Origin of the sequence: Stenotrophomonas sp. STK16_22, from assembly GCF_051984505.1 — a bacterium.
Taxonomy (GTDB): Bacteria; Pseudomonadota; Gammaproteobacteria; order Xanthomonadales; family Xanthomonadaceae; genus Stenotrophomonas; species Stenotrophomonas maltophilia_A.
Window position 1 is genome coordinate 622,565 of the sequence record NZ_CP196972.1, and the last position, 18,414, is coordinate 640,978.

Consider the following 18,414-nt stretch of genomic DNA (forward strand, 5'->3'; position numbering starts at 1 on the left):
GCTCAGGCACTCTCGATCTGTTCGCCACGCGCGGCGCGCGCGCGGGGTCCGTGGAAGTATTCCTGGATCCACGGATGATCCAGTTTCTCGATGTCAGGCAAGGGTGCGTTGGCCACCACCCTGCGGTCGGCGATCACCGCGACCCGGTCGCAGATCGCGTACAGCGTGTCCAGGTCGTGGGTGATCAGGAACACGGTCAGCCCCAGCGCTTCCTGCAGGGTCTTGATCAGGCGGTCGAATGCAGCCGCACCGATCGGGTCGAGGCCTGCGGTCGGTTCGTCCAGGAACAGCAGCGGCGGATCCAGCGCCAGCGCTCGGGCCAGGCCGGCGCGCTTGCGCATGCCACCGGACAACTGCGAGGGCAGCTTGTTGATCGCATCGGCGGGCAGGCCGGCCAGCTTCACCTTCAGCAGCGCCAGCTCGTAGTGCCAGCGCTCGGGCAGTTCGCGATGGTGCTCCTTCAGTGGCACCTGCACGTTCTCGCCCACGGTCAGCGAGGAGAACAGGGCGCCGTCCTGGAACAGCACGCCGGTGTTGCGCTCGATGTGCAGGCGGCTCTCAGCATCGTCGGCACGCGCGTCGCGGCCGAGCACTTGGATCTGCCCGGCATCGGGCACGCGCAGGCCGAGGATCGAACGCATCAGCACCGATTTGCCGGTACCCGAACCACCCACCACGCCCAGGATCTCGCCGCGGCGCACGTCCAGGTCCAGGTCCTCATGCACGGTCTGGCTGCCGAAACGGTTGACCAGCCCGCGCACGCGGATGGCCAGCTCGTGGCCGTTGTCGTCCTGCATGGGAACTTCTTCGGGGGTCGGATGCGTGCTCATGTCACCAGTCCATGTGCATGAACCACAACGCCGCGAAGGCGTCGATGATGATCACCAGCGAGATGGTCTGCACCACGCTGGAGGTGGTGCGTTCGCCGACCGACTGCGCCGTGCCTTCGACCTTCAGGCCTTCCAGGCAGCCGATCAGGCCGATCACCAGCGCGAACACCGGCGCCTTCGACAGGCCGACCAGCATGTGGCGCACTTCCATCGTCTCGTGCATGCGTGCGATGTACATCTGCGGCGGAATATCCAGGTCGAACGCACCCACCGTGATGCCGCCGGCCAGGCCGGCGACCATGGCGATGAAGGTCAGCAGGGGCAGGGTGACCAGCAGGGCCAGCAGCCGTGGCAGCACCAGCAGGTCGATCGGGTCCAGGCCCAGAGTGCGCATCGCATCGATTTCCTCGCGCGCCTTCATCGCACCGATCTGCGCGGTGAAGGCGCTGGCGGTGCGGCCGGCCAGCACGATCGCGGTCAGCAGTACCGCGAATTCGCGCAGGAAGGCAATGTTGACCAGTTCGACCACATAGATCTCGGCGCCGAAGTCGCGCAGGATGGTCGAGCCGAGGAAGGCGATCACCGCGCCAACCAGGTAGGACAGCAGTGCCACCAGCGGTACCGCATCCAGCCCGACCTGCTCCATCTGGTGCACGGTGGCGGTCAGGCGGAAACGGCGGGGTTCCTTGACCAGGCGCGCGGCCTTGACCAGGTTCTCGCCGAGGAAACTACACAGCGCCTTGATGTTGTGGCCGGTGGCATGGACGCTGACACCCAGCCGTTCCAGTGCAGCCAGCACGCCGAAGTCGCGCTTGGGCTTGGGCCGGTCGTCGGCCACTTCCTCGATGGTGCACACCAGCGCCTGGTGGTCCGGGCGGAACTTCAGTGCGTCCTCGCCGAGGTCGGCACGGTGGGCTACGCGCAGCACCTGCAGCACGCCGGCCGAATCCATCTTCTCGATGGCGGTGGCATCGATGCCGGTCAGCGTGTCGGGAACGCCGCGCAGGACTTCGGCCGCGGCCAGCGCGGTCTTCAAGGTCCAGGTGCCGGACAGGCGGATCACGCCCGGGTCATGGGCATCCTGTTCGAGCTGGGGGGCGTGGTTCGGGGTCACTTGGGCCATTCGGGTCGCAGCATAACCGTTCTGTATTGGGCATCGCGTCGAACTCGGATGAATTTCTCCGGTAAGGCCCAGCCTAGGTAATACTACGGCGCATGTCCGCAGACGCTCACACGATCCCCACGCCCCAGGCCACCTACGCGCAGCGCGTGGCCTTCGTTTCCGAGATCGCCGGACGCCTGCACAGCTACGGCACAACGGCCCAGCGCCTGGAAACGGCAGTGGTGGCACTGGCCCGCCAGCTCGATCTGGATTGTGAACCGTGGTCGAATCCCACCGGTATCATCCTCAGCTTCAGCGACCCTGCGCAGGCGATCGGCTCCAGTGACATCACCCGCGTGATCCGCCTGGCCCCCGGCGAGAACGACCTGCACAAGCTCAGCGTGGCCGATCATATCGCCGAGGAAGTGGCCAACGGGCGGATGAGCATCGCCCAGGGCCACACCGCGCTGCGCCAGCTGGACAAGGATCCGGGCCGGCGCGGCAAGCTGCGCACCATCCTTTCGTTCACCCTCGGCGCGGCCGGCGTGGCCGGCATGTGGAAGCTGCCGTGGCTGGACATTGCCACCGCCGGTGTCATCGGCCTGATGATCGGCCTGCTCGGCATGGTCACCGACCGTCGCCCGGCCACCCGCGAAGCCGCCGAGGCACTGGCTGCGCTGCTGGCCGGCCTGGTCGCCACCCTGGTGGCGTCCTTCATCGGCGCGCTCAACCTCAACACGGTGATCATCGCCTCGCTGGTGGTGCTGCTGCCCGGCATGTCGCTGACGAATGCGGTCAATGAGCTGGCCAGCCAGCACTGGGTGTCGGGTACCGCGCGCTTTGCCGGTGCGCTGACCACCATCATGAAGCTCAGCGTCGGCGCGATGATCGCGGTGACCCTGGCCGATGTGCTCGGCCTCGATCCGGTGATCCGCGCCACGCGGCCGCAGGGGCCGTGGGTGGAGTGGGGCTCACTGCTGACCGCGGCGTTTGCCTTCGCGATGCTGTTCAAGGCCAACCGCCGCGATTATCCGTGGGTGATCGCGGCCTCGGTCGCTGGTTATGCGATCTCCAAGTTCGGTGGCCACGCCTGGGGAGCGCCGGCTGGCATCTTCCTGTCGGCGATGCTGCTGACCGCCGGTGGCAATCTGTTCGGCCGCCTCGTCGGCCGCCCGGGCGCAATCATCCGCCTGCCCGGCATCATCATGATGGTGCCCGGCAGCACCAGCCTGCGCGGCGTGCTGACCCTGGTCCAGCAGCAGGACGTGGGCGCCGGCCAGAGCGTGTTCCTCACCGTGCTCAACGTGGTGATGGCGCTGGTCGCTGGCCTGCTGTTCGGCAACCTGCTGATGCCGGCCCGCAAAACCCTGTAATCGCCCTCTGGGCTGCTTCCTGTGGGTGTGGACCGTTGGTCCACACACCTTTCCTTTCCGGGGAATGAAAAAACGCCGGCTTTCGCCGGCGTTTTTCATTGCATCCCGATCCGGCCTCAGGCCTTCTTGATCAGGAAATCTTCCGGCTTCTTGTTGCCCTTGGCGGTCAGCTCGGCCATCCAGCGCGGCTGCTTGCCACGGCCGGTCCAGGTTTCCTTCGGATTGGCCGGGTTGCGGTACTTCGGCGCAACCTTGCCCAGCTTGCGGCCAGCGGTCTTCGACGGTGCCTTGGCAACCTTGGCCACCTTGCGCGCGCGCGGGGCCGGGGCGTCGCCGAACAGTTCCTCGATGGTGTAACCCTCGGTCTTGGCCAGCTTGGTCAGCTGTGCCCGGACCTTGGTGATCGGCCGGCGCTTGGCGACGATGGTCTGCTGTTTCTTGGCGGTGCGGATCAGGGCGCCCAGCTCGCGTGCCGACAGGCCGGTCAGGTCAATGCTCATTTACGGTTACTCCGGAAACTAATAAGTGGACGGGACGAGCCAGTCCCTGGCGTCGCGGGACAGAATAAAGATGAATTAATCGCAGCACAAATGCAGACCGGTCATGGCCTGGCAGCATCCCGGCTGCATTGCGTCGATTTTGACCGGATTATGTCCGCTGCAATATTGCTCAAATGGGCGTCAGGCAAAAAAAGACCGGGGCATGCCCCGGTCTTTTCCTGATCAACCCTGCAGGCGCTGAAGCAGGGTGGCCTTGTCCAGGCTTTCCGCTTCGCTGGCGCGGCGCGAACGGTACTCGTAGGTGCCGGCGGCCAGGCCACGTTCGCTGACCACCACGCGGTGCGGGATGCCGATCAGTTCCATGTCGGCGAACATCGCGCCCGGGCGCAGGCCACGGTCGTCGAGTGCCGCGTCCAGGCCCGCATCGCGCAGCTCCTGCAGCAGGTTGGCCGCGGCGTCGGCCACGGCGGCGTCGCCCTTCGGATTGATCACGCATACCACCACCTGCCACGGCGCCATCGCGTCCGGCCAGATGATGCCGGCATCGTCATGGTTCTGTTCGATCGCGGCAGCCACCACGCGCGAGATACCGATGCCATAGCAGCCCATCGCCATCACCGCGGCCTTGCCGTTCTCGTCCAGAACGGTGGCATCCAGCGCTTCGGCATACTTGCGGCCGAGCTGGAACACGTGGCCGACTTCGATGCCACGGGCGATCTTCAGTTCACCACCGTCCAGCGCGCGGTCACCGGCACGCACGTTGCGGATGTCGGCCACTTCCGGTTCCGGCAGGTCGCGGCCCCAGTTGACGCCAGCCAGGTGGAAACCGGCTTCGTTGGCGCCGACGACGAAGTCGGACATCGCCGCCACTTCGCGATCGGCCACCACGCGGATGGCCTTGGCCGGGGCGACCGGGCCGAGGAAGCCCGGCACGCTGCCCAGGTGCTCGGCGATTTCCGCCTCACTGGCGAAGCGCTGTTCGTCCAGGCCGGCAACCTTGGCCAGCTTGATCTCGTTGACCTCATGGTCGCCGCGTACCAGCAGCAGCACGAACTGCTGTGCCTTGCCTTCGCCGGCGATCAGCGCCACCGATTTCACCGTGCGCTGCAGGTCGATGCCGAGCAGCGCCGCGACATCCTCGCAGGTCTTCTGGGTGGGGGTATCGACCTTGCGCATGGCTTCGCTGGCGGCCGCACGCGGTGCCGGATCGGCAGCGATCGCCGCTTCCATGTTGGCCGCGTAGTCCGAACCGGTGGAGAACACCAGCGCGTCTTCGCCGGAATCGGCGATGACGTGGAATTCCTGAGAGGCATCACCGCCGATCGCGCCGGAGTCGGCCTGCACCATGCGGAAATCCAGGCCGAGGCGGGTGAAGATACGGCTGTAGGCCGACTTCATGTTCTCGTACTCGCGCACCAGGCACTCATCGTGCAGGTGGAACGAATAGGCGTCCTTCATCAGGAACTCGCGCGAACGCATCACGCCGAAGCGCGGACGGATCTCGTCGCGGAACTTGGTCTGCACCTGGTAGAAGTTGACCGGCAGCTGCTTGTAGCTGGACAGCTCGCTGCGCGCGAAGTCGCAGGCGGCTTCTTCGGCGGTCGGGCTGTAGCAGAACACCTGGTCCTTGCGGTCCTTGATCTTCAGCAGCTGCGGGCCGAACTTCTGCCAGCGCCCGGTCTGCTCCCACAGTTCCTTCGGCTGGATGGTCGGGATCTGGAATTCCACGGCACCGGCGCGGTCCATTTCCTCGCGCACGATGCGCTCGACCTTGCGCAGCACGCGCAGGCCCAGCGGCGACCAGGTGTACAGGCCCGATGCCAGCTTGCGGATCATGCCCGCGCGCAGCATCAGCCGGTGGCTGGTCAGCTCGGCGTCGCTGGGGGTTTCCTTGGTGGTGTGCAGGTGGAACTGGGAGAGGCGCATCGTCGGCTTCGGATAACGGCAGAGACGCCTATTCTGCCAGCCCGGCCGGGGGGAGGGGTATCGGCAGGGCTGCGCCCTGCACCCGCCTCAAGCAACGTCAACTGCAACTGCAACTGCAACAGCGGGCTTCCCGTGGGATGGCGGGGGGGGCGGTTGCGGGGGACGCCGTAAATACGTCCCTGTGGCTCGGTCGCGCCATCCATGGCGCTCACGCCCTCGCAACCGGACCCACCCCGCCTTCGACAGTTTTCCGCGATCTGTCGCCCTTTTGTAGGGCCGAGCCATGCTCGGCTGCTGTTCGATCAATTCTCGAACTATTCGATTTCCATGGAGATTCATCCACGCATGGCGTGGATCTACTGACCACCGGGAATCTGTCGGGGGTGGGGCGGTGTCGGATTGCGGGGTGTCAGCCGCATGGATGCGGCTGCCAAGCCTACAGGGACGTACTTGCGGCGTCCCCGCACTCCGACACCGCCCCGCCATTCCACGGAATGCCCGCTTTTGACGTTGCCCTTGCTACCGCCTCTGTCGGTGCAGGGCTGCAAGCCCTGCCGATAACCCTCACTCCGCCGGGCAGTAGGCCTTGATGGCGGCTTCAGCCAATCCCTTCTGCGCGCTGCGCTGCTCCGGAGCCAACGGGGTATCGGCCTTGCCATCACCATCGGTGTCCTGCATCACCTGGCCGCCGCCCTCCAGCAGGGCCAGGTTGGCGCGGGCGGTGCTGCACTGCTCGGGCACCGGCGCGGCCGGGGTCTCGGCGCTGGCCGCCGCCTGGGGACTGCGCGCCTGCGCCCGGGTCTCGAACTTCCTGCCCGCCGGCGGGGTCTCCGAATACTGGGTCACGCCATTGGCGTCCTTCCATTTATAGACCGGGCCGGCCACGGCGTTGGCACTGGCCAACAACAGCAGGCATCCAAGGCAGGACAGGGCACGCATGGCAAACTCCACGGAATGGGCGTAGAACGCCGATTGCAGCATTGGCGCCGAGCACTGGCAAGTCGATTAAACTGGATTCCATGGACCCGATCACACCGCCGCCGCGTTCGCGCACGATTTACCTGCTGCCCAACCTGTTCACCACCGCCGGCCTGTTTGCCGGCTTCTACGCGATCATCGCCGCGGCCAACGGGGACTTCGTCAACGCCAGCATCGCCGTGTTCGTGGCGGCGGTGATGGATGGCCTGGATGGGCGCGTGGCGCGCCTGACCGGCACCAGCAGCGAATTCGGCGTGCAGTACGACTCGCTGGCCGACCTGGTCAGCTTCGGCATGGCCCCGGCGCTGGTGATGTACCACTGGTCGCTGTCGTGGCTGAAGTTCGACGACCCGCTGCTGGGTCGCGTCGGCTGGGCCGTGGCCTTCCTGTATGCCGCCTGCGCGGCGCTGCGCCTGGCCCGCTTCAATACCCAGGTAGCGGTGGTCGACAAGCGCTGGTTCGTCGGCCTTGCCAGCCCGGCCGCGGCCGGCCTGATGATGTCCTTCGTCTGGGCGTTCGCCGATGGCAACCTGGGCTGGGACGGCAACCAGCTGCGCTACGTGGCGCTGGCGGTGACGATCATCGCGGCGCTGCTGATGGTCAGCCGCATCCGCTTCTGGAGCTTCAAGGGCGGCGGCGCCAAGGGCACCCGCTCCGACCGCGTGCCGTTCCTGGTACTGGCCCTGGTGCCAGTGGCGATCGCCATTGCGGTCATCGACCTGCCGCGCGTGCTGTTCGCGGTGGGCATCCTGTACGCCTTGTCGGGCCCGGTGATGTGGGCCGTGCAGCGCCTGAGCAAGAAGCCCGAGGCCGCGTGAGCGAGGACCTGCCCGTGCTGTGGTCACCGGCCCAGCAGGCCTGGCTGCAGGCCATGGGCTACACCGTCTATCACGACGGCCAGCTGGCCGCCGAGCTGGATGCCGCGCTGCAGCTGAGCGTGGCCGAAGCCGAGGCGGCTGCCACACCAGCGGCGGAGCAGGCGCGGGCGTCGACCGCACCCGCGCGCGAACCTCTGGCTGCGGCCGCACCGGTTTCCCGCCAGGAACGCCCGGCGCCAGCGCGTCGCGAGACCCCGATCAGCGCACCGGACACCGCGCCCGCGGCTGCCCGGCCGCTGCCTGGCGGCAATGCCCGGCAGCCGGTGGTGCGCCTGCCGGATCGCCTGCAGATCGCCTTGCTGCGCGCGTCCGGCTGCAATCCCAATGATCCGGCCACGCAGGCGCTGATGGACAGCTGGCCGCTGGACCAGCTGCGTCAGGACCCGGCCGCCAAGCGCGCGCTGTGGCCGCAGCTGCGCGCCCTGCGCAAGCGGGGCGCGCCATGAGTGCGGTCAGCCAGCCCGGTCCGGTCAGCCTGCGCGCGCTGCGCGAGAGCGACCTCAACGCGGTGATGGCGATTGAAGTACGCGGCTATCCGTTTCCCTGGACCCGCGGCATCTTCGTCGACTGCCTGCGTGCGGGCTATCCGGGCCTGGCCATGGAGCGCGATGGCCAGTTGATCGGCTATGGCGTACTCAGCATCGCGGCCGACGAAGCCCATGTGCTGAACGTCTGCATCGACCCGCTGACGCAGTCGCGTGGGCTCGGGCGCCAGCTGCTGCGCGCGCTGGTACAGCTGGCCGGCGACCGGGGTGCGCAGCGTGTGTTCCTGGAAGTGCGTCCGTCCAACACACCCGCGCTGGCCTTGTACCACAGAGAAGGCTTCAACGAGATCGGTCGCCGCCCGCGTTACTACCCGGCCGCACAGGGCCGCGAAGACGCGGTGGTGATGGCGATCGAACTGGTCGACGGCGACCTGCAGGCGATGCCGCCGCTGTAACGGAGAAGGGGGGCCGGCCAGCGGCCGGCACTACCGATGGATCTCCGCTGTCATCGACACATCACCTACCGTGGTAGGTGCCAGCCTTGGTTGGCACGCTTTCCTCACGCCAGCCGCAGTGCCAACACACCCCCGACGATCAACGCCGCCGCCAGCCAGCGCGCGCGCGGAATCCGTTCGCGCAGCAGGAACACCGAGATCAGCAACGCGAACAGGATCGACGATTCGCGCAACGCCGAGACCATCGCCACCGGCGCCTGGGTCATTGCCCACAACGCCATCGCATACGAGGTGGTGGTGCCGACGCCACCGGCCAGCCCCAGCGGCCAGTGCTGCCGCGCATAGTCCAGCACCGCGCCGCGGCGCGTGTACAGCGCCCACAGTGGCAGTGGAATGCCCGACAGCAGGAACAGCCACAACGTATAGCTGAGTGCGCTGCCGGACTGACGCGCGCCCTGCGCATCGACCAGCGTGTAGGTGGCGATCATCGCCGCGGTCAGCAGCGGCAGGCGCAGCTGACCGCCACGCGCGCCCAGCGCCATGCACAGGATGCCGGTGCTGACCAGCACCACGCCCAGCCACGCCGCAGGCGGCAGCTGCTCACCGAGCAGAGTGCCCGCCAGCGCGACCAGGATCGGCGCGCTGCCACGCATCAGCGGGTAGGCCAGGCTCATGTCGACCTGCTGGTAACAGCGTGCGACCAGGCCGTAGTAGGTCACCTGCAGCAGCACCGACGCGCCCAGCCACGGCCAGCTGTGCGCGGCGGGAAATGGCAGGAAGGGCAGGCCGGCAGCCGACAGCAGCGCGGCACTGCCGGTCACCAGTACGGTGCCGAGGAACTTGTCCGGCCCGCGCTTGACGATTGCGTTCCAGCTGGCATGCAGCGCGGCAGCGGCGAGAACCAGCAGGAAGATGGAAAGCGGCATCCAGCGATGATGCCATGCGCGGGAAATGTAGAGTCGAGCCATGCTCGACTGCTGTCATGAGTCGAGCACGGCTCGACTCTACAAAAGGAAACGCCGGGCAGTACCCGGCGTTTCCCTGCACTTACAGCTTCGCGCGCTGCTCGCGCAGGCCGGCCAGCTGGGTGTTCCAGTCGACCAAGCGCACGCGTTCCTGCTCGACCACCGCCGGGGGCACCTTGTCGGTGAACTTGGCGAGCTTGGTTTCGCTCTTCTCCTGCTCGCCTTCCACGCGCTTGATCTCCTTGTCCAGGCGCGCACGCTCGGCGTCGAGATCAACCAGGCCTTCCAGCGGCACCAGCAGCTTCAGCTCACCGACAATCGCGGCGGCAGCCGGCGGTGCACTTTCGCCTTCAGCCAGCCACTGGATGCTGTCCAGCTTGAGCAGGAACGACAGCGAGGCGCTGAAACGTTCGATGCGCACGCGGTCCTGCTCCAGACCGGCCTGCAGGCGCAGCGGCACCAGCTTGGACGGGGCCACGTTCAGCTCACTGCGCACGCGGCGCACGGCACTGATCACGGCCTTCAGCCATTCCACGTCGGCCTCGGCCTGGGCGAAATCGCCTTCGAACTCGGCGGCGGTCGGGTACGGACGCAGCGACAGCGTGGTTTCGGCCAAGCCCAGGCGCGGGGCCAGTTGCTGCCACAGCTGTTCGGTGATGAACGGCGTGAGCGGGTGCAGCAGGCGCAGCAGCGCTTCCAGCACGTACAGCAGAGTGTGGCGGGTGCTTTCGGCGTCGGCGGCATCGGCACCATTCAGTGCCGGCTTGCTCAGCTCCAGGAACCAGTCGCAGAACTCGTTCCAGGCGAACTCGTACAGGCACTGCGCCAGCAGGTCGAAGCGGTAGTTGGCGTAGTGGCCCTGCGCCTCGGTGGACACCGCCGCCAGGCGCGCAAGGATCCAGCGCTCGGCATCGGTGCGCGGCGTCGGCACGCCGGTGAACGTTGCACCCTCGGTGTTCATCAGGGTGAAGCGGCTGGCGTTCCACAGCTTGTTGCAGAAGTTCTTGTAGCCCTCGGCGCGGTTCATGTCGAACTTGATGTCGCGGCCGTGGGTGGCCAGCGCGGCGATGGTGAAGCGCAGCGCATCGGCACCGTGGGCAGCAATGCCGTCCGGGAATTCCTTGCGGGTGGCCTTCTCGATCTTCTCCACCATCTTCGGCTGCATCAGGCCGCCGGTGCGCTTGGCGACCAGATCGTCGATGGTGATGCCGTCGATGATGTCCAGCGGATCGAGCACGTTGCCCTTGCTCTTGGACATCTTCTGGCCCTGGCCGTCGCGGATCAGGCCGGTGAAGTAGACGTCCTTGAACGGGATCTTCCCGACCAGGTTGTCGGTGGCCATGATCATGCGCGCCACCCAGAAGAAGATGATGTCGAAGCCAGTGATCAGCACCGACGACGGCAGGTAGCGGTCGAAGCCGCGCTCGGCCATGGCCTGCTCGTTGGGCCAGCCCAGGGTGGAGAACGGCCATAGCTGCGAGGAGAACCAGGTCTCCAGCACGTCGCTTTCCTGGTTCAGCACCACGTCGCTGCCCAGGTTGTGCTTCGCCCGCACTTCCTCTTCGCTGCGACCGACGTAGCAGCTGCCGGTGGCTTCGTCGAACCACGCCGGAATGCGGTGGCCCCACCACAGCTGGCGGCTGATGCACCAGTCCTGGATGTTGTTCATCCAGTGGCGGTAGGTGTTGATCCAGTTCGGCGGCACGAAGGAAATGCTTCCATCCTCGACCAGTTCCAGGCCGCGCTTGGCCAGGTCGTCCATCTTCACGAACCACTGGTCGGTCAGGTACGGCTCGATCACCTGGCCGGTACGGTCGCCGCGCGGCACCTGCAGCTTGTGCGCCTTGGTCTCGACCAGGATGCCCAGGTCTTCCAGCTCGGCCAGCACGGCCTTGCGCGCGGCGTAGCGGTCCAGACCCTGGAAACGCTCCGGCGCGTTCTCGTTCAGCGCCGCCACCGGGGTGAACAGGTTGATCATCGGCAGGCTGTGGCGCACGCCCACTTCATAGTCGTTGAAATCGTGCGCCGGGGTGACCTTGACCACGCCGGTGCCGAAGGCACGGTCCACGTAGTCGTCGGCGATCACCGGGACGCGGCGGCCGGTCAGCGGCAGCACCACGCTCTTGCCGATCAGATGTGCATAGCGCTCGTCTTCCGGGTGCACCATCACCGCGGTATCGCCCAGCAGGGTTTCCGGGCGGGTGGTGGCGACGACCAGGTAGTCGCGGGTTTCGCGCAGGGTTTCCACGCCGTCGGCATCGCGCTCGACGTGTTCGTAGCTCAGGCCCTCATCCAGCGTGTAGGCGATCGACCACAGGAAGCCGTCTTCCTCGGCGCTCTCCACCTCCAGGTCGGAAATGGCGGTCTTCAGCACCGGGTCCCAGTTGACCAGGCGCTGGCCGCGGTAGATCAGGCCCTGCTCGTACCAGCGCACGAAGGCCTCGTTGACCGCCGCCGACGGCTGCGGGTCCATGGTGAAGGTGCTGCGCGACCAGTCGGCGGAGGTGCCGAGGCGGCGCATCTGGCGTTCGATGGTGTCGCCGGACTGCTGCTTCCACTCCCAGACCTTGCCGATGAAGCCTTCGCGGCCCAGCGAATCGCGGGTCTCGCCCTTGCCTTCCAGCGCCAGGTTGCGGCTGACCACCATTTCGGTGGCGATGCCGGCATGATCGGTACCGACCTGCCACAGCGTGTCGTAGCCACGCATGCGGTGGTAGCGCACCAGCGCGTCCATCAGGGTCTGCTGGAAGGCGTGGCCCATGTGCAGGGTGCCGGTCACGTTCGGCGGCGGCAGCAGGATGGTGTAAGGCTCGCCCGTGCCGGACGGCTTGAAGTGGCCGGCCTTCTCCCAGGCCTCGTAGAGGTCGGTCTCGAAGGACTTCGGGTCGTAACTGGAGGCGAGTTGGGTCATGCGGGGGAACCGGTAATCAAGGCGGAAGGGAGATCAGCGCGGCCCGAGGGCGCGCCGGATCTTCTGGTCGGTGTGGTACTGGCTGACCGCGTAGGCGGCCCAGATGGCGGCGGGCAGCCAGCCGATCAGGGTGATCTGCAGGATCAGGCAGACAATGCCGGCAAACGGCCGGCCGATGGTGAAGAAGGACAGCCAGGGAAGAATCAGGGCGATCAACAGGCGCATCAAGGGGTCCTCGCTGGACTTACATGTCGTGCTTGTTCAGGTCGTAACCGGCGGTCTTGTACTGGCGCCAGCGTTCGCGCAGCGGTTCGCGCGCTTCCGGGTCGGCCGGAACCACTTCCAGCACGCGCTCGCACTCGCCCAGCCAGGGTTCATCGCGCAGGTTGATCACCAGCGGGCGCGCCGGTGCCTCGGTGCCCGGCACGGCGATCAGCACCAGGGCTTCTTCCTCGTCCATGTCCTCGCCGGCGATCTGGTGCGGGATGTAGGCATCGTTGTCGAACGCCCACAGCAGTTCGTCCAGCTCCTCGGCCTGGGCCTGGTCGCGGGCCAGCACCAGGGTGAACAACCCGGCGTCGTTGGCCTTGCGCGCCAGCTCGCAGACCAGGCGCAACGGCTCGGTCAGGAAGCGGGGCTTGGCGATCAGGTAGAAGTCGGCGCGGGGCATGGCAGGGTCCGGGTCAGGCAGGGGCCCGGCAGTGCCGGGCGAGGCCCTGGCCGGCGGGCGCCGGCCAGGGTCGGGTACGGCATCAGGCGCGGGCGGCCTGGTCCAGCAGCCACTGGCTCAGCAGGCCGACCGGGCGGCCGGTGGCCATGCCACGCTTGCCTTCATCGCTGGCCACGCCGGCGATGTCCAGGTGGGCCCAGCGCTGGCCTTCGGCGAAGCGCGACAGGAAGCAGCCAGCGGTGATCGCGCCGGCCCAGCGGCCGCCGATGTTGTAGACGTCGGCGAAGGTCGAATCCAGCATCGGCTGGTACTCGTCCCACAGCGGCAGGCGCCAGGCGCGGTCGAACACCTGCTCGCCGGCGGCCAGCAGCTCGTTGGCCAGGTCGTCGTGCTTGCTCATCAGGCCGGCGGTCTGGTGGCCGAGGGCGACCATGCAGGCACCGGTCAGGGTGGCGACGTCGACCAGCGCGGCCGGCTCGAAGCGCTGCGCGTAGGTCAGCGCGTCGCACAGGATCAGGCGGCCTTCGGCGTCGGTGTTGCCCACTTCGATGGTCTTGCCCGACATCGAGGTGATCACGTCGGACGGGCGGTAGGCGTTGCCATCGATGGCGTTTTCCACCGCCGGCACCACCACCACCAGGTTCAGCGGCAGCTTGGCCTTGACCGCAGCGACGAAGGTGCCGATGACGTTGGCGCCACCGCACATGTCGTACTTCATCTCTTCGATGCCGCCCTGGGTCTTCAGGTTGACGCCACCGGTATCGAAGGTGATGCCCTTGCCGACCAGCACGTACGGCTTGGCGTCGCCGCCATTGTTCCACTTCAGTACGACCAGGCGCGGGCGGTTGGCCGAACCACGGGCCACGGCCAGCAGCGAGCCCATGCCCAGCGCTTCCATCTGGTGCTCGTCGAGGATCTCGGCTTCGGCACCGTCGTGCTCGCCGGCGAACTTCACGCCGACCTCGGCCAGATGGGCCGGGGTGCAGTAGTTCGGCGGCAGGTTGCCCAGCTCGCGGGCGAACTCGACACCGGCGGCGATGGCCTGGCCCTGGGCCAGGGCCTGCGCGTCGTCACCGGCGATGGCCAGCTGGGCCAGGCCGGCGTCGTCGGCCTTCTTCTTGCCCAGGGTGGCGGTGTAGCGGTACGCGGCATGATCGGCGGCGATCACCGCCTGGCGGATCGCCCAAGCCGCGTCGCGGTCCTTCACCGCCACTTCGGACAGGGTGAACAGTGCGCTGCGGGCAGCACCGGCCTTCAGCGCGCGCACGGCGTCGCCGACGGCCTTCAGGTACTGCGGCACGCCGAAACGGGCGACTTCGCCGAGGCCGACCACCAGCACGCGCGGGGCGGTCACGCCCGGCAGGTCATGCAGCAGGGTGGTGGCGCCGGTCTTGCCGGACAGGTCGCCGCGCTGGGCCAGGGCGGCCAGGCGGCCACCGCTGGCGGCGTCCAGGGTCTGTGCGGCCGGGGTCAGGGTATGGTCGGCATACGCGCCAACCACCAGGCAATCGACGGTGGCGGCGGCCGGAGCAACGTGGTTCAGGGTGAATTCGAGGGCCATTGAGCAGATTCCATTGGCGAGTCCGTACAATCGCAGGCCGTTTACGCCCAGACAGTAGACTGGGCGGCACCGCGAACGAACCCCAGAGTTTAAACCACCGCCCCATGCTGAAGCTCGACCGATACCTGCTGGGCGATTTCGTCCAGAGTTTCCTGGCTACCCTGATCGTCCTGCTGGTGGTCAGCGTGGGCGGCGTGCTGGTGGACATCCTCGGCAACATCGCCGACGGGCGCCTGCCGGCCAAGCTGCTGTTCTCGCAGCTGGGCCTGCAGTTCATCGCCTACCTGCCGCTGATCCTGCCGCTGGCGCTGATGCTGGGCCTGCTGCTGGCCATCGCGCGCCTGTACCGCGACTCGGAAATGGCAGTGATCACCGCCATTGGTGTCGGCCCCAAGCGACTGCTGCGGCCACTGCTGATGCTGGTGGTGCCGGTGGTGGCCCTGGTGGGCGCCTGCTCGCTGTGGCTGGGCCCGTGGGCCGGCCGGGTGGCCGAGCAGATGATCATCGAGGCCAACCGCAGCGTGCTGATGGCCGGTCTGGAGCCGGGCCGCTTCACCCCCCTGCCCAACGGCGGCGTGGTCTACCTGTCCTCGATCTCGCCCGATGGCACCCAGCTGGGCAAGGTGTTCCTGCAGCGCCAGAAGGATGACCGCCTGGAGGTGGTGTCGGCCAATGGCGGCCGCATGTTCTTCGAAGGTACCCGCCAGCGCTTCCTGGAGCTGGATGACGGCCACCAGGTGGAAGGGCCGGTGGCCGGTGGCCTGGACTACCGCCTGGCGACCTTCGCCCGCAATGACGTGGCCCTGCCCGATGGCGCGCAGACCCGCACCGAGGATGACCCGGAACTGATGCCGACCCTGCAGCTGATCGGCGATGAGCGTCCGCAGGCGCAGGCGCAGCTGCACCGCCGCCTGGCGCCGCCGCTGATCGCGCTGGCGTTCGCCCTGCTGACCGTGCCGCTGGGCCGCAGCTCGCCGCGCCAGCAGCGCTACGGCCGCATGATGCTGGCGCTGATGGCCTACATGGTCGGTACCAATCTGATGTTCATCGGCAGCGGCTGGATCGCCAACGGCAAGATCCCCCCAGCGCTCGGCCTGTGGTGGTTGACCCTGCCGTTGCTGGCGCTGGCAATCTGGATGTATGCACGTGATGGCCGCCTGGGCCGCCCGAAGGGAGCCCGCGCATGAGGCTGCGCCCGATGCGTTTCGACCTGTACCTGGGCCGGTCGGTGTTCACCACGGTGCTGCTGACCTGGGCCGTGCTGGTCGGCCTGGACGTGGTGATGGCGTTCTCCGGCGAGTTCAAGGACATCGGCAAGAATGGCTACACGCTGGGCCATGCCGCCGCCTGGGTGCTGTACACGGTGCCACGCCGCGCCTACACCATGTTCCCCACCGCCGCGGTGATCGGTGCACTGATGGGCCTGGGCCAGCTGGCGGCGACCTCGGAGCTGACCGCGCTGCGAGCGCTGGGCCTGTCGCGCAAGCGCCTGAGCGTTTCGGTGGCGATCGCGCTGTCGCTGCTGACCGCGGTGATGGTGTTCAGCGCGGAGACCCTGGGCCCCTGGGGCCAGGACCGCGCCGATGCGTTGAAGTCCAGCGCCAAGTGGGGGCGGGATATCGCCACCAGCCGCTACTCGGGCCTGTGGGCACGCGAGGGCGATACCTTCCTCAACGCGCAGAGCGGCGAGGAGCAGCTGGTCGGCGACAAGGGCACGCGCCTGATCCTGCGAGACGTGCGCCTGTACCGCATCGCCGAGAACGGGGGCATCGCCTCATTGACCCATGCCGACACCGCCGAGCATGACAAGGATGGCTGGGTGCTGACAGGGGTACGTCGCGATACCTTCGGCGAGCGCTCGGCGACCCGCCAGGAAATCGCGCGCGAACCGTGGAATTCGAAGCTGGATGCGGCCGCATTGGCCACCGGCATCGCCAAGCCGCGCAACCTCAGCCTCGCCGAACTGAGCACCAGCATCACCTACCGGCAGCGCAACGGGCTGGACGCGCGTGACTTCGAGGACGTGTACTGGAGCCGCTGGTTCTACCCGTTGAACGTGCTGGCGCTGTGCCTGGCGGCGGTGCCGTTCGCGTTCGGCTCGCTGCGCAGCGGCGGCATGGGCAAGCGCCTGTTCCTGGGCATCCTGTTCGCGCTGGGCTTCTGGCTGCTGCAGCTGTTCTTCGGGCGCATGGCCGGCGCGCTGAAGTTCGATTACCGCATTGCCTATGCGCTGCCACCGATCGTGATGCTGGCAGTGTCCGGATTGCTGTTCCGGCGCAAATCAGGTTGATTCCCAGGGAGCCGGGCAAGGCCCGGCTGTTTCCGTTTCACTTCAAGGACGAACATGAGCTTCCAACGCTTTCTGCCGTACATCGCGGCCGTGCTGCTTTCTGCCGGCTGCAGCCGGTCCACCGTCGACTTCGAGATCGACAACCCGACGGATGCACCGCTGACCTTGTCGGTCGACCAGCAGGTGCATACCCTGCCGCCGCACACCTCCATGCCCCTGGTCCTGGAGCCGGGCCAGTACCGGCTGCAGAGCGAGAAGATCGGCAGCGTACGCATGGTTGTCTACGCCGACGGGATCGGCGGGCTGATCAACCCGGCCATGGCCGAGTACGTGATCGTCACCGAGCAGTACGTCACCAGCAAAACCAATACCGGCAACCTGGCGTCGAAGATCGAACTGAACGATGTGGAGATCGAGGGTCCCTACGTGAAGGCGACCGGCTTCTTCATTCCGCGCCGTTGGGACGCAGGACTGAAGGGCGAACTGCCTGACACGGTGGTCTCCAGCAGCCCGGATACCTCGTCCGACTACCGGACCAAGCTCTACAACGTGCCTGGCTTCTTCGAATACCTGGATGCCGGGGACGAGCTGAAGGAGGCTTTCGGGCCGGATGGCTACCGGCCGCCGGCAGCATCGGTGGCTTTCACTGCCGCCCAGCTGCCGCCGCTTCCGGCGGCCTATGAGGCCCAGGGCAAACCGATGCGCGAGCTGTACGCGCAGTACCTTGCCGCAACCGATGCAGGCGAGCAGAAGCGCCTGAAGAAGGCCAGCCTGAAACTGTGGCAGGAGTTCGTGAAGACCCGTGCGCAGTTGAGCGGACAGTCGCCGGCGGCTGACGATGTGCAGGCCAATGCGTTTGCGTCCGCCTTTTTCGACCTCTGGACGCAGCCGGCGGTGATCCTGCCGGATCCGGCACCTGCTGGCTGATCGCTGCGTTGATCGTGTGGAGCCGAGCCCATGCTCGGCTCTACACGTGGTGCATCACCGCTTCGGCATGCGCATCAGGCGGGTGCCGCTGGCGCGGTCGTGCCAGGTCAGGCGGTCGCGGTCGACCCATGCCCACCAGAACCCCAGTCCACCCAGCAGCAGCGACAGTGAGCCCACCGCGAAGCGCAGCCACAGTTGGCCGCGCCGCAGCGGCGTGCCATCGCTCGATTGCAGTTTCAGCCGCCACGGTCGCATGCCCAGCGTCTGTCCGCCACGGCGCCAGCTGGCCGTGGCGTACCACCCCGTGATTCCCCAGCACACCGCCCACAGCAGCCATTGCCAGGCACTGAACGGTGCGATGTTCTCGCGCTGCGCGTGGCCGCTGAAGGTGTAGGCGAGGGTGAACAGCGTGCCGGCCAGCATCCACAGCGCCAGCACCGGCAGTGCGTCGTAGACCATCGCCAGCACGCGCCAGGCCAACAAGGCACGTGGGCGGGGCATTTCGGTAGCGGCCGCAGGGGCCGTGTCGGTGGCGGGGCGGGACATGCGCCGAGCATACGCAA

18 protein-coding genes are annotated in these 18,414 nt (G+C 67.3%); 7 read left to right on the plus strand and 11 right to left on the minus strand.

What is annotated here, in order from left to right:
* Nucleotides 1–2 precede the first annotated feature (2 nt).
* Together ACSYAO_RS02795 and ACSYAO_RS02800 are read right to left on the minus strand one after the other, a co-directional pair.
* The gene (locus ACSYAO_RS02795; RefSeq protein ID WP_049461378.1) at nucleotides 3–830 is read right to left on the minus strand and encodes an ABC transporter ATP-binding protein; all 828 of its coding nucleotides are present in this window, start codon (nucleotides 828–830) and stop codon (nucleotides 3–5) included.
* Between the two features lies 1 nt (nucleotide 831).
* Nucleotides 832–1,953, minus strand: a complete 1,122-nt coding sequence (locus ACSYAO_RS02800; RefSeq protein ID WP_032127999.1) for an ABC transporter permease — start codon at nucleotides 1,951–1,953, stop codon at nucleotides 832–834.
* Between the two features lie 92 nt (nucleotides 1,954–2,045).
* On the opposite strand from ACSYAO_RS02800, the gene ACSYAO_RS02805 reads away from it, so the two are divergent.
* Nucleotides 2,046–3,305: a threonine/serine ThrE exporter family protein gene (locus ACSYAO_RS02805; protein ID WP_049398420.1), complete on the plus strand. Its 1,260-nt coding sequence runs from the start codon at nucleotides 2,046–2,048 to the stop codon at nucleotides 3,303–3,305.
* A 116-nt stretch (nucleotides 3,306–3,421) separates the two neighbouring features.
* On the opposite strand, the gene ACSYAO_RS02810 is transcribed toward ACSYAO_RS02805, so the two are convergent.
* From ACSYAO_RS02810 to ACSYAO_RS02820, 3 genes are all read right to left on the minus strand, one after another.
* Nucleotides 3,422–3,805: an H-NS histone family protein gene (locus ACSYAO_RS02810; RefSeq protein ID WP_005415203.1), complete on the minus strand. Its 384-nt coding sequence runs from the start codon at nucleotides 3,803–3,805 to the stop codon at nucleotides 3,422–3,424.
* A gap of 222 nt (nucleotides 3,806–4,027) precedes the next feature.
* A complete protein-coding gene (locus ACSYAO_RS02815) occupies nucleotides 4,028–5,731 on the minus strand; it encodes a proline--tRNA ligase (protein WP_032128001.1) in 1,704 nt (567 codons plus the stop codon).
* 564 nt (nucleotides 5,732–6,295) lie between these two features.
* A complete protein-coding gene (locus ACSYAO_RS02820) occupies nucleotides 6,296–6,670 on the minus strand; it encodes a DUF4124 domain-containing protein (RefSeq protein ID WP_049461832.1) in 375 nt (124 codons plus the stop codon).
* 80 nt (nucleotides 6,671–6,750) lie between these two features.
* Between ACSYAO_RS02820 and pssA the strand changes: the two genes are divergently transcribed.
* Genes pssA through rimI form a run of 3 tightly spaced genes read left to right on the plus strand, consistent with a single transcriptional unit; the run spans nucleotide 6,751 to nucleotide 8,527 of the window.
* Nucleotides 6,751–7,527 (plus strand): CDP-diacylglycerol--serine O-phosphatidyltransferase, encoded by a 777-nt coding sequence (gene pssA / locus ACSYAO_RS02825; RefSeq protein WP_049461822.1) that lies wholly within the window; start codon nucleotides 6,751–6,753, stop codon nucleotides 7,525–7,527.
* The gene (locus tag ACSYAO_RS02830) at nucleotides 7,524–8,033 is read left to right on the plus strand and encodes a hypothetical protein (RefSeq protein ID WP_049461823.1); all 510 of its coding nucleotides are present in this window, start codon (nucleotides 7,524–7,526) and stop codon (nucleotides 8,031–8,033) included. The genes pssA and ACSYAO_RS02830 overlap by 4 nt, the downstream gene beginning before the upstream one ends.
* Nucleotides 8,030–8,527, plus strand: coding sequence for a ribosomal protein S18-alanine N-acetyltransferase (rimI, locus tag ACSYAO_RS02835; RefSeq protein WP_049461824.1), 498 nt, complete (start codon nucleotides 8,030–8,032; stop codon nucleotides 8,525–8,527). The genes ACSYAO_RS02830 and rimI overlap by 4 nt, the downstream gene beginning before the upstream one ends.
* A gap of 104 nt (nucleotides 8,528–8,631) precedes the next feature.
* On the opposite strand, the gene ACSYAO_RS02840 is transcribed toward rimI, so the two are convergent.
* The 5 genes from ACSYAO_RS02840 to ACSYAO_RS02860 form a co-directional block, all read right to left on the minus strand.
* Nucleotides 8,632–9,453 carry an EamA family transporter gene (locus ACSYAO_RS02840; protein WP_049461825.1) on the minus strand — a complete coding sequence of 274 codons (822 nt, stop codon included), beginning with the start codon at nucleotides 9,451–9,453 and terminating at the stop codon, nucleotides 8,632–8,634.
* Nucleotides 9,454–9,574: 121 nt separating this feature from the next.
* The gene (locus ACSYAO_RS02845; protein WP_049461826.1) at nucleotides 9,575–12,403 is read right to left on the minus strand and encodes a valine--tRNA ligase; all 2,829 of its coding nucleotides are present in this window, start codon (nucleotides 12,401–12,403) and stop codon (nucleotides 9,575–9,577) included.
* A 33-nt stretch (nucleotides 12,404–12,436) separates the two neighbouring features.
* Complete coding sequence (locus ACSYAO_RS02850; RefSeq protein ID WP_012510005.1) at nucleotides 12,437–12,628, minus strand: YqaE/Pmp3 family membrane protein; 192 nt, start codon at nucleotides 12,626–12,628, stop codon at nucleotides 12,437–12,439.
* 19 nt (nucleotides 12,629–12,647) lie between these two features.
* Nucleotides 12,648–13,073, minus strand: coding sequence for a DNA polymerase III subunit chi (locus ACSYAO_RS02855; RefSeq protein ID WP_032128006.1), 426 nt, complete (start codon nucleotides 13,071–13,073; stop codon nucleotides 12,648–12,650).
* An 82-nt stretch (nucleotides 13,074–13,155) separates the two neighbouring features.
* Complete coding sequence (locus ACSYAO_RS02860; RefSeq protein WP_049461827.1) at nucleotides 13,156–14,634, minus strand: leucyl aminopeptidase; 1,479 nt, start codon at nucleotides 14,632–14,634, stop codon at nucleotides 13,156–13,158.
* A 104-nt stretch (nucleotides 14,635–14,738) separates the two neighbouring features.
* On the opposite strand from ACSYAO_RS02860, the gene lptF reads away from it, so the two are divergent.
* The 3 genes from lptF to ACSYAO_RS02875 are packed head-to-tail and all read left to right on the plus strand — an operon-like array spanning nucleotide 14,739 to nucleotide 17,851.
* The gene (gene lptF / locus ACSYAO_RS02865; RefSeq protein WP_032128008.1) at nucleotides 14,739–15,821 is read left to right on the plus strand and encodes an LPS export ABC transporter permease LptF; all 1,083 of its coding nucleotides are present in this window, start codon (nucleotides 14,739–14,741) and stop codon (nucleotides 15,819–15,821) included.
* Nucleotides 15,818–16,924: an LPS export ABC transporter permease LptG gene (gene lptG / locus ACSYAO_RS02870; RefSeq protein WP_032128009.1), complete on the plus strand. Its 1,107-nt coding sequence runs from the start codon at nucleotides 15,818–15,820 to the stop codon at nucleotides 16,922–16,924. The genes lptF and lptG overlap by 4 nt, the downstream gene beginning before the upstream one ends.
* 54 nt (nucleotides 16,925–16,978) lie before the next feature.
* Nucleotides 16,979–17,851 carry a hypothetical protein gene (locus ACSYAO_RS02875; RefSeq protein WP_049461828.1) on the plus strand — a complete coding sequence of 291 codons (873 nt, stop codon included), beginning with the start codon at nucleotides 16,979–16,981 and terminating at the stop codon, nucleotides 17,849–17,851.
* Between the two features lie 54 nt (nucleotides 17,852–17,905).
* Here ACSYAO_RS02875 and ACSYAO_RS02880 read toward each other — a convergent pair whose 3' ends face one another.
* Entirely contained in the window at nucleotides 17,906–18,397 is a 492-nt protein-coding gene (locus tag ACSYAO_RS02880; protein WP_049461829.1) for an RDD family protein, read from the minus strand.
* Nucleotides 18,398–18,414: the final 17 nt, after the last annotated feature.

Coding starts and splice junctions, on each gene's coding strand:
- ACSYAO_RS02795 (WP_049461378.1), bottom strand. CDS start 830: ATGAGCACGCATCCGACCCCCGAAGAAGTTCCCATGCAGGACGACAAC.
- ACSYAO_RS02800 (WP_032127999.1), bottom strand. CDS start 1,953: ATGGCCCAAGTGACCCCGAACCACGCCCCCCAGCTCGAACAGGATGCC.
- ACSYAO_RS02805 (WP_049398420.1), top strand. CDS start 2,046: ATGTCCGCAGACGCTCACACGATCCCCACGCCCCAGGCCACCTACGCG.
- ACSYAO_RS02810 (WP_005415203.1), bottom strand. CDS start 3,805: ATGAGCATTGACCTGACCGGCCTGTCGGCACGCGAGCTGGGCGCCCTG.
- ACSYAO_RS02815 (WP_032128001.1), bottom strand. CDS start 5,731: ATGCGCCTCTCCCAGTTCCACCTGCACACCACCAAGGAAACCCCCAGC.
- ACSYAO_RS02820 (WP_049461832.1), bottom strand. CDS start 6,670: ATGCGTGCCCTGTCCTGCCTTGGATGCCTGCTGTTGTTGGCCAGTGCC.
- pssA (WP_049461822.1), top strand. CDS start 6,751: ATGGACCCGATCACACCGCCGCCGCGTTCGCGCACGATTTACCTGCTG.
- rimI (WP_049461824.1), top strand. CDS start 8,030: ATGAGTGCGGTCAGCCAGCCCGGTCCGGTCAGCCTGCGCGCGCTGCGC.
- ACSYAO_RS02840 (WP_049461825.1), bottom strand. CDS start 9,453: ATGCCGCTTTCCATCTTCCTGCTGGTTCTCGCCGCTGCCGCGCTGCAT.
- ACSYAO_RS02845 (WP_049461826.1), bottom strand. CDS start 12,403: ATGACCCAACTCGCCTCCAGTTACGACCCGAAGTCCTTCGAGACCGAC.
- ACSYAO_RS02850 (WP_012510005.1), bottom strand. CDS start 12,628: ATGCGCCTGTTGATCGCCCTGATTCTTCCCTGGCTGTCCTTCTTCACC.
- ACSYAO_RS02855 (WP_032128006.1), bottom strand. CDS start 13,073: ATGCCCCGCGCCGACTTCTACCTGATCGCCAAGCCCCGCTTCCTGACC.
- ACSYAO_RS02860 (WP_049461827.1), bottom strand. CDS start 14,634: ATGGCCCTCGAATTCACCCTGAACCACGTTGCTCCGGCCGCCGCCACC.
- lptF (WP_032128008.1), top strand. CDS start 14,739: ATGCTGAAGCTCGACCGATACCTGCTGGGCGATTTCGTCCAGAGTTTC.
- lptG (WP_032128009.1), top strand. CDS start 15,818: ATGAGGCTGCGCCCGATGCGTTTCGACCTGTACCTGGGCCGGTCGGTG.
- ACSYAO_RS02875 (WP_049461828.1), top strand. CDS start 16,979: ATGAGCTTCCAACGCTTTCTGCCGTACATCGCGGCCGTGCTGCTTTCT.
- ACSYAO_RS02880 (WP_049461829.1), bottom strand. CDS start 18,397: ATGTCCCGCCCCGCCACCGACACGGCCCCTGCGGCCGCTACCGAAATG.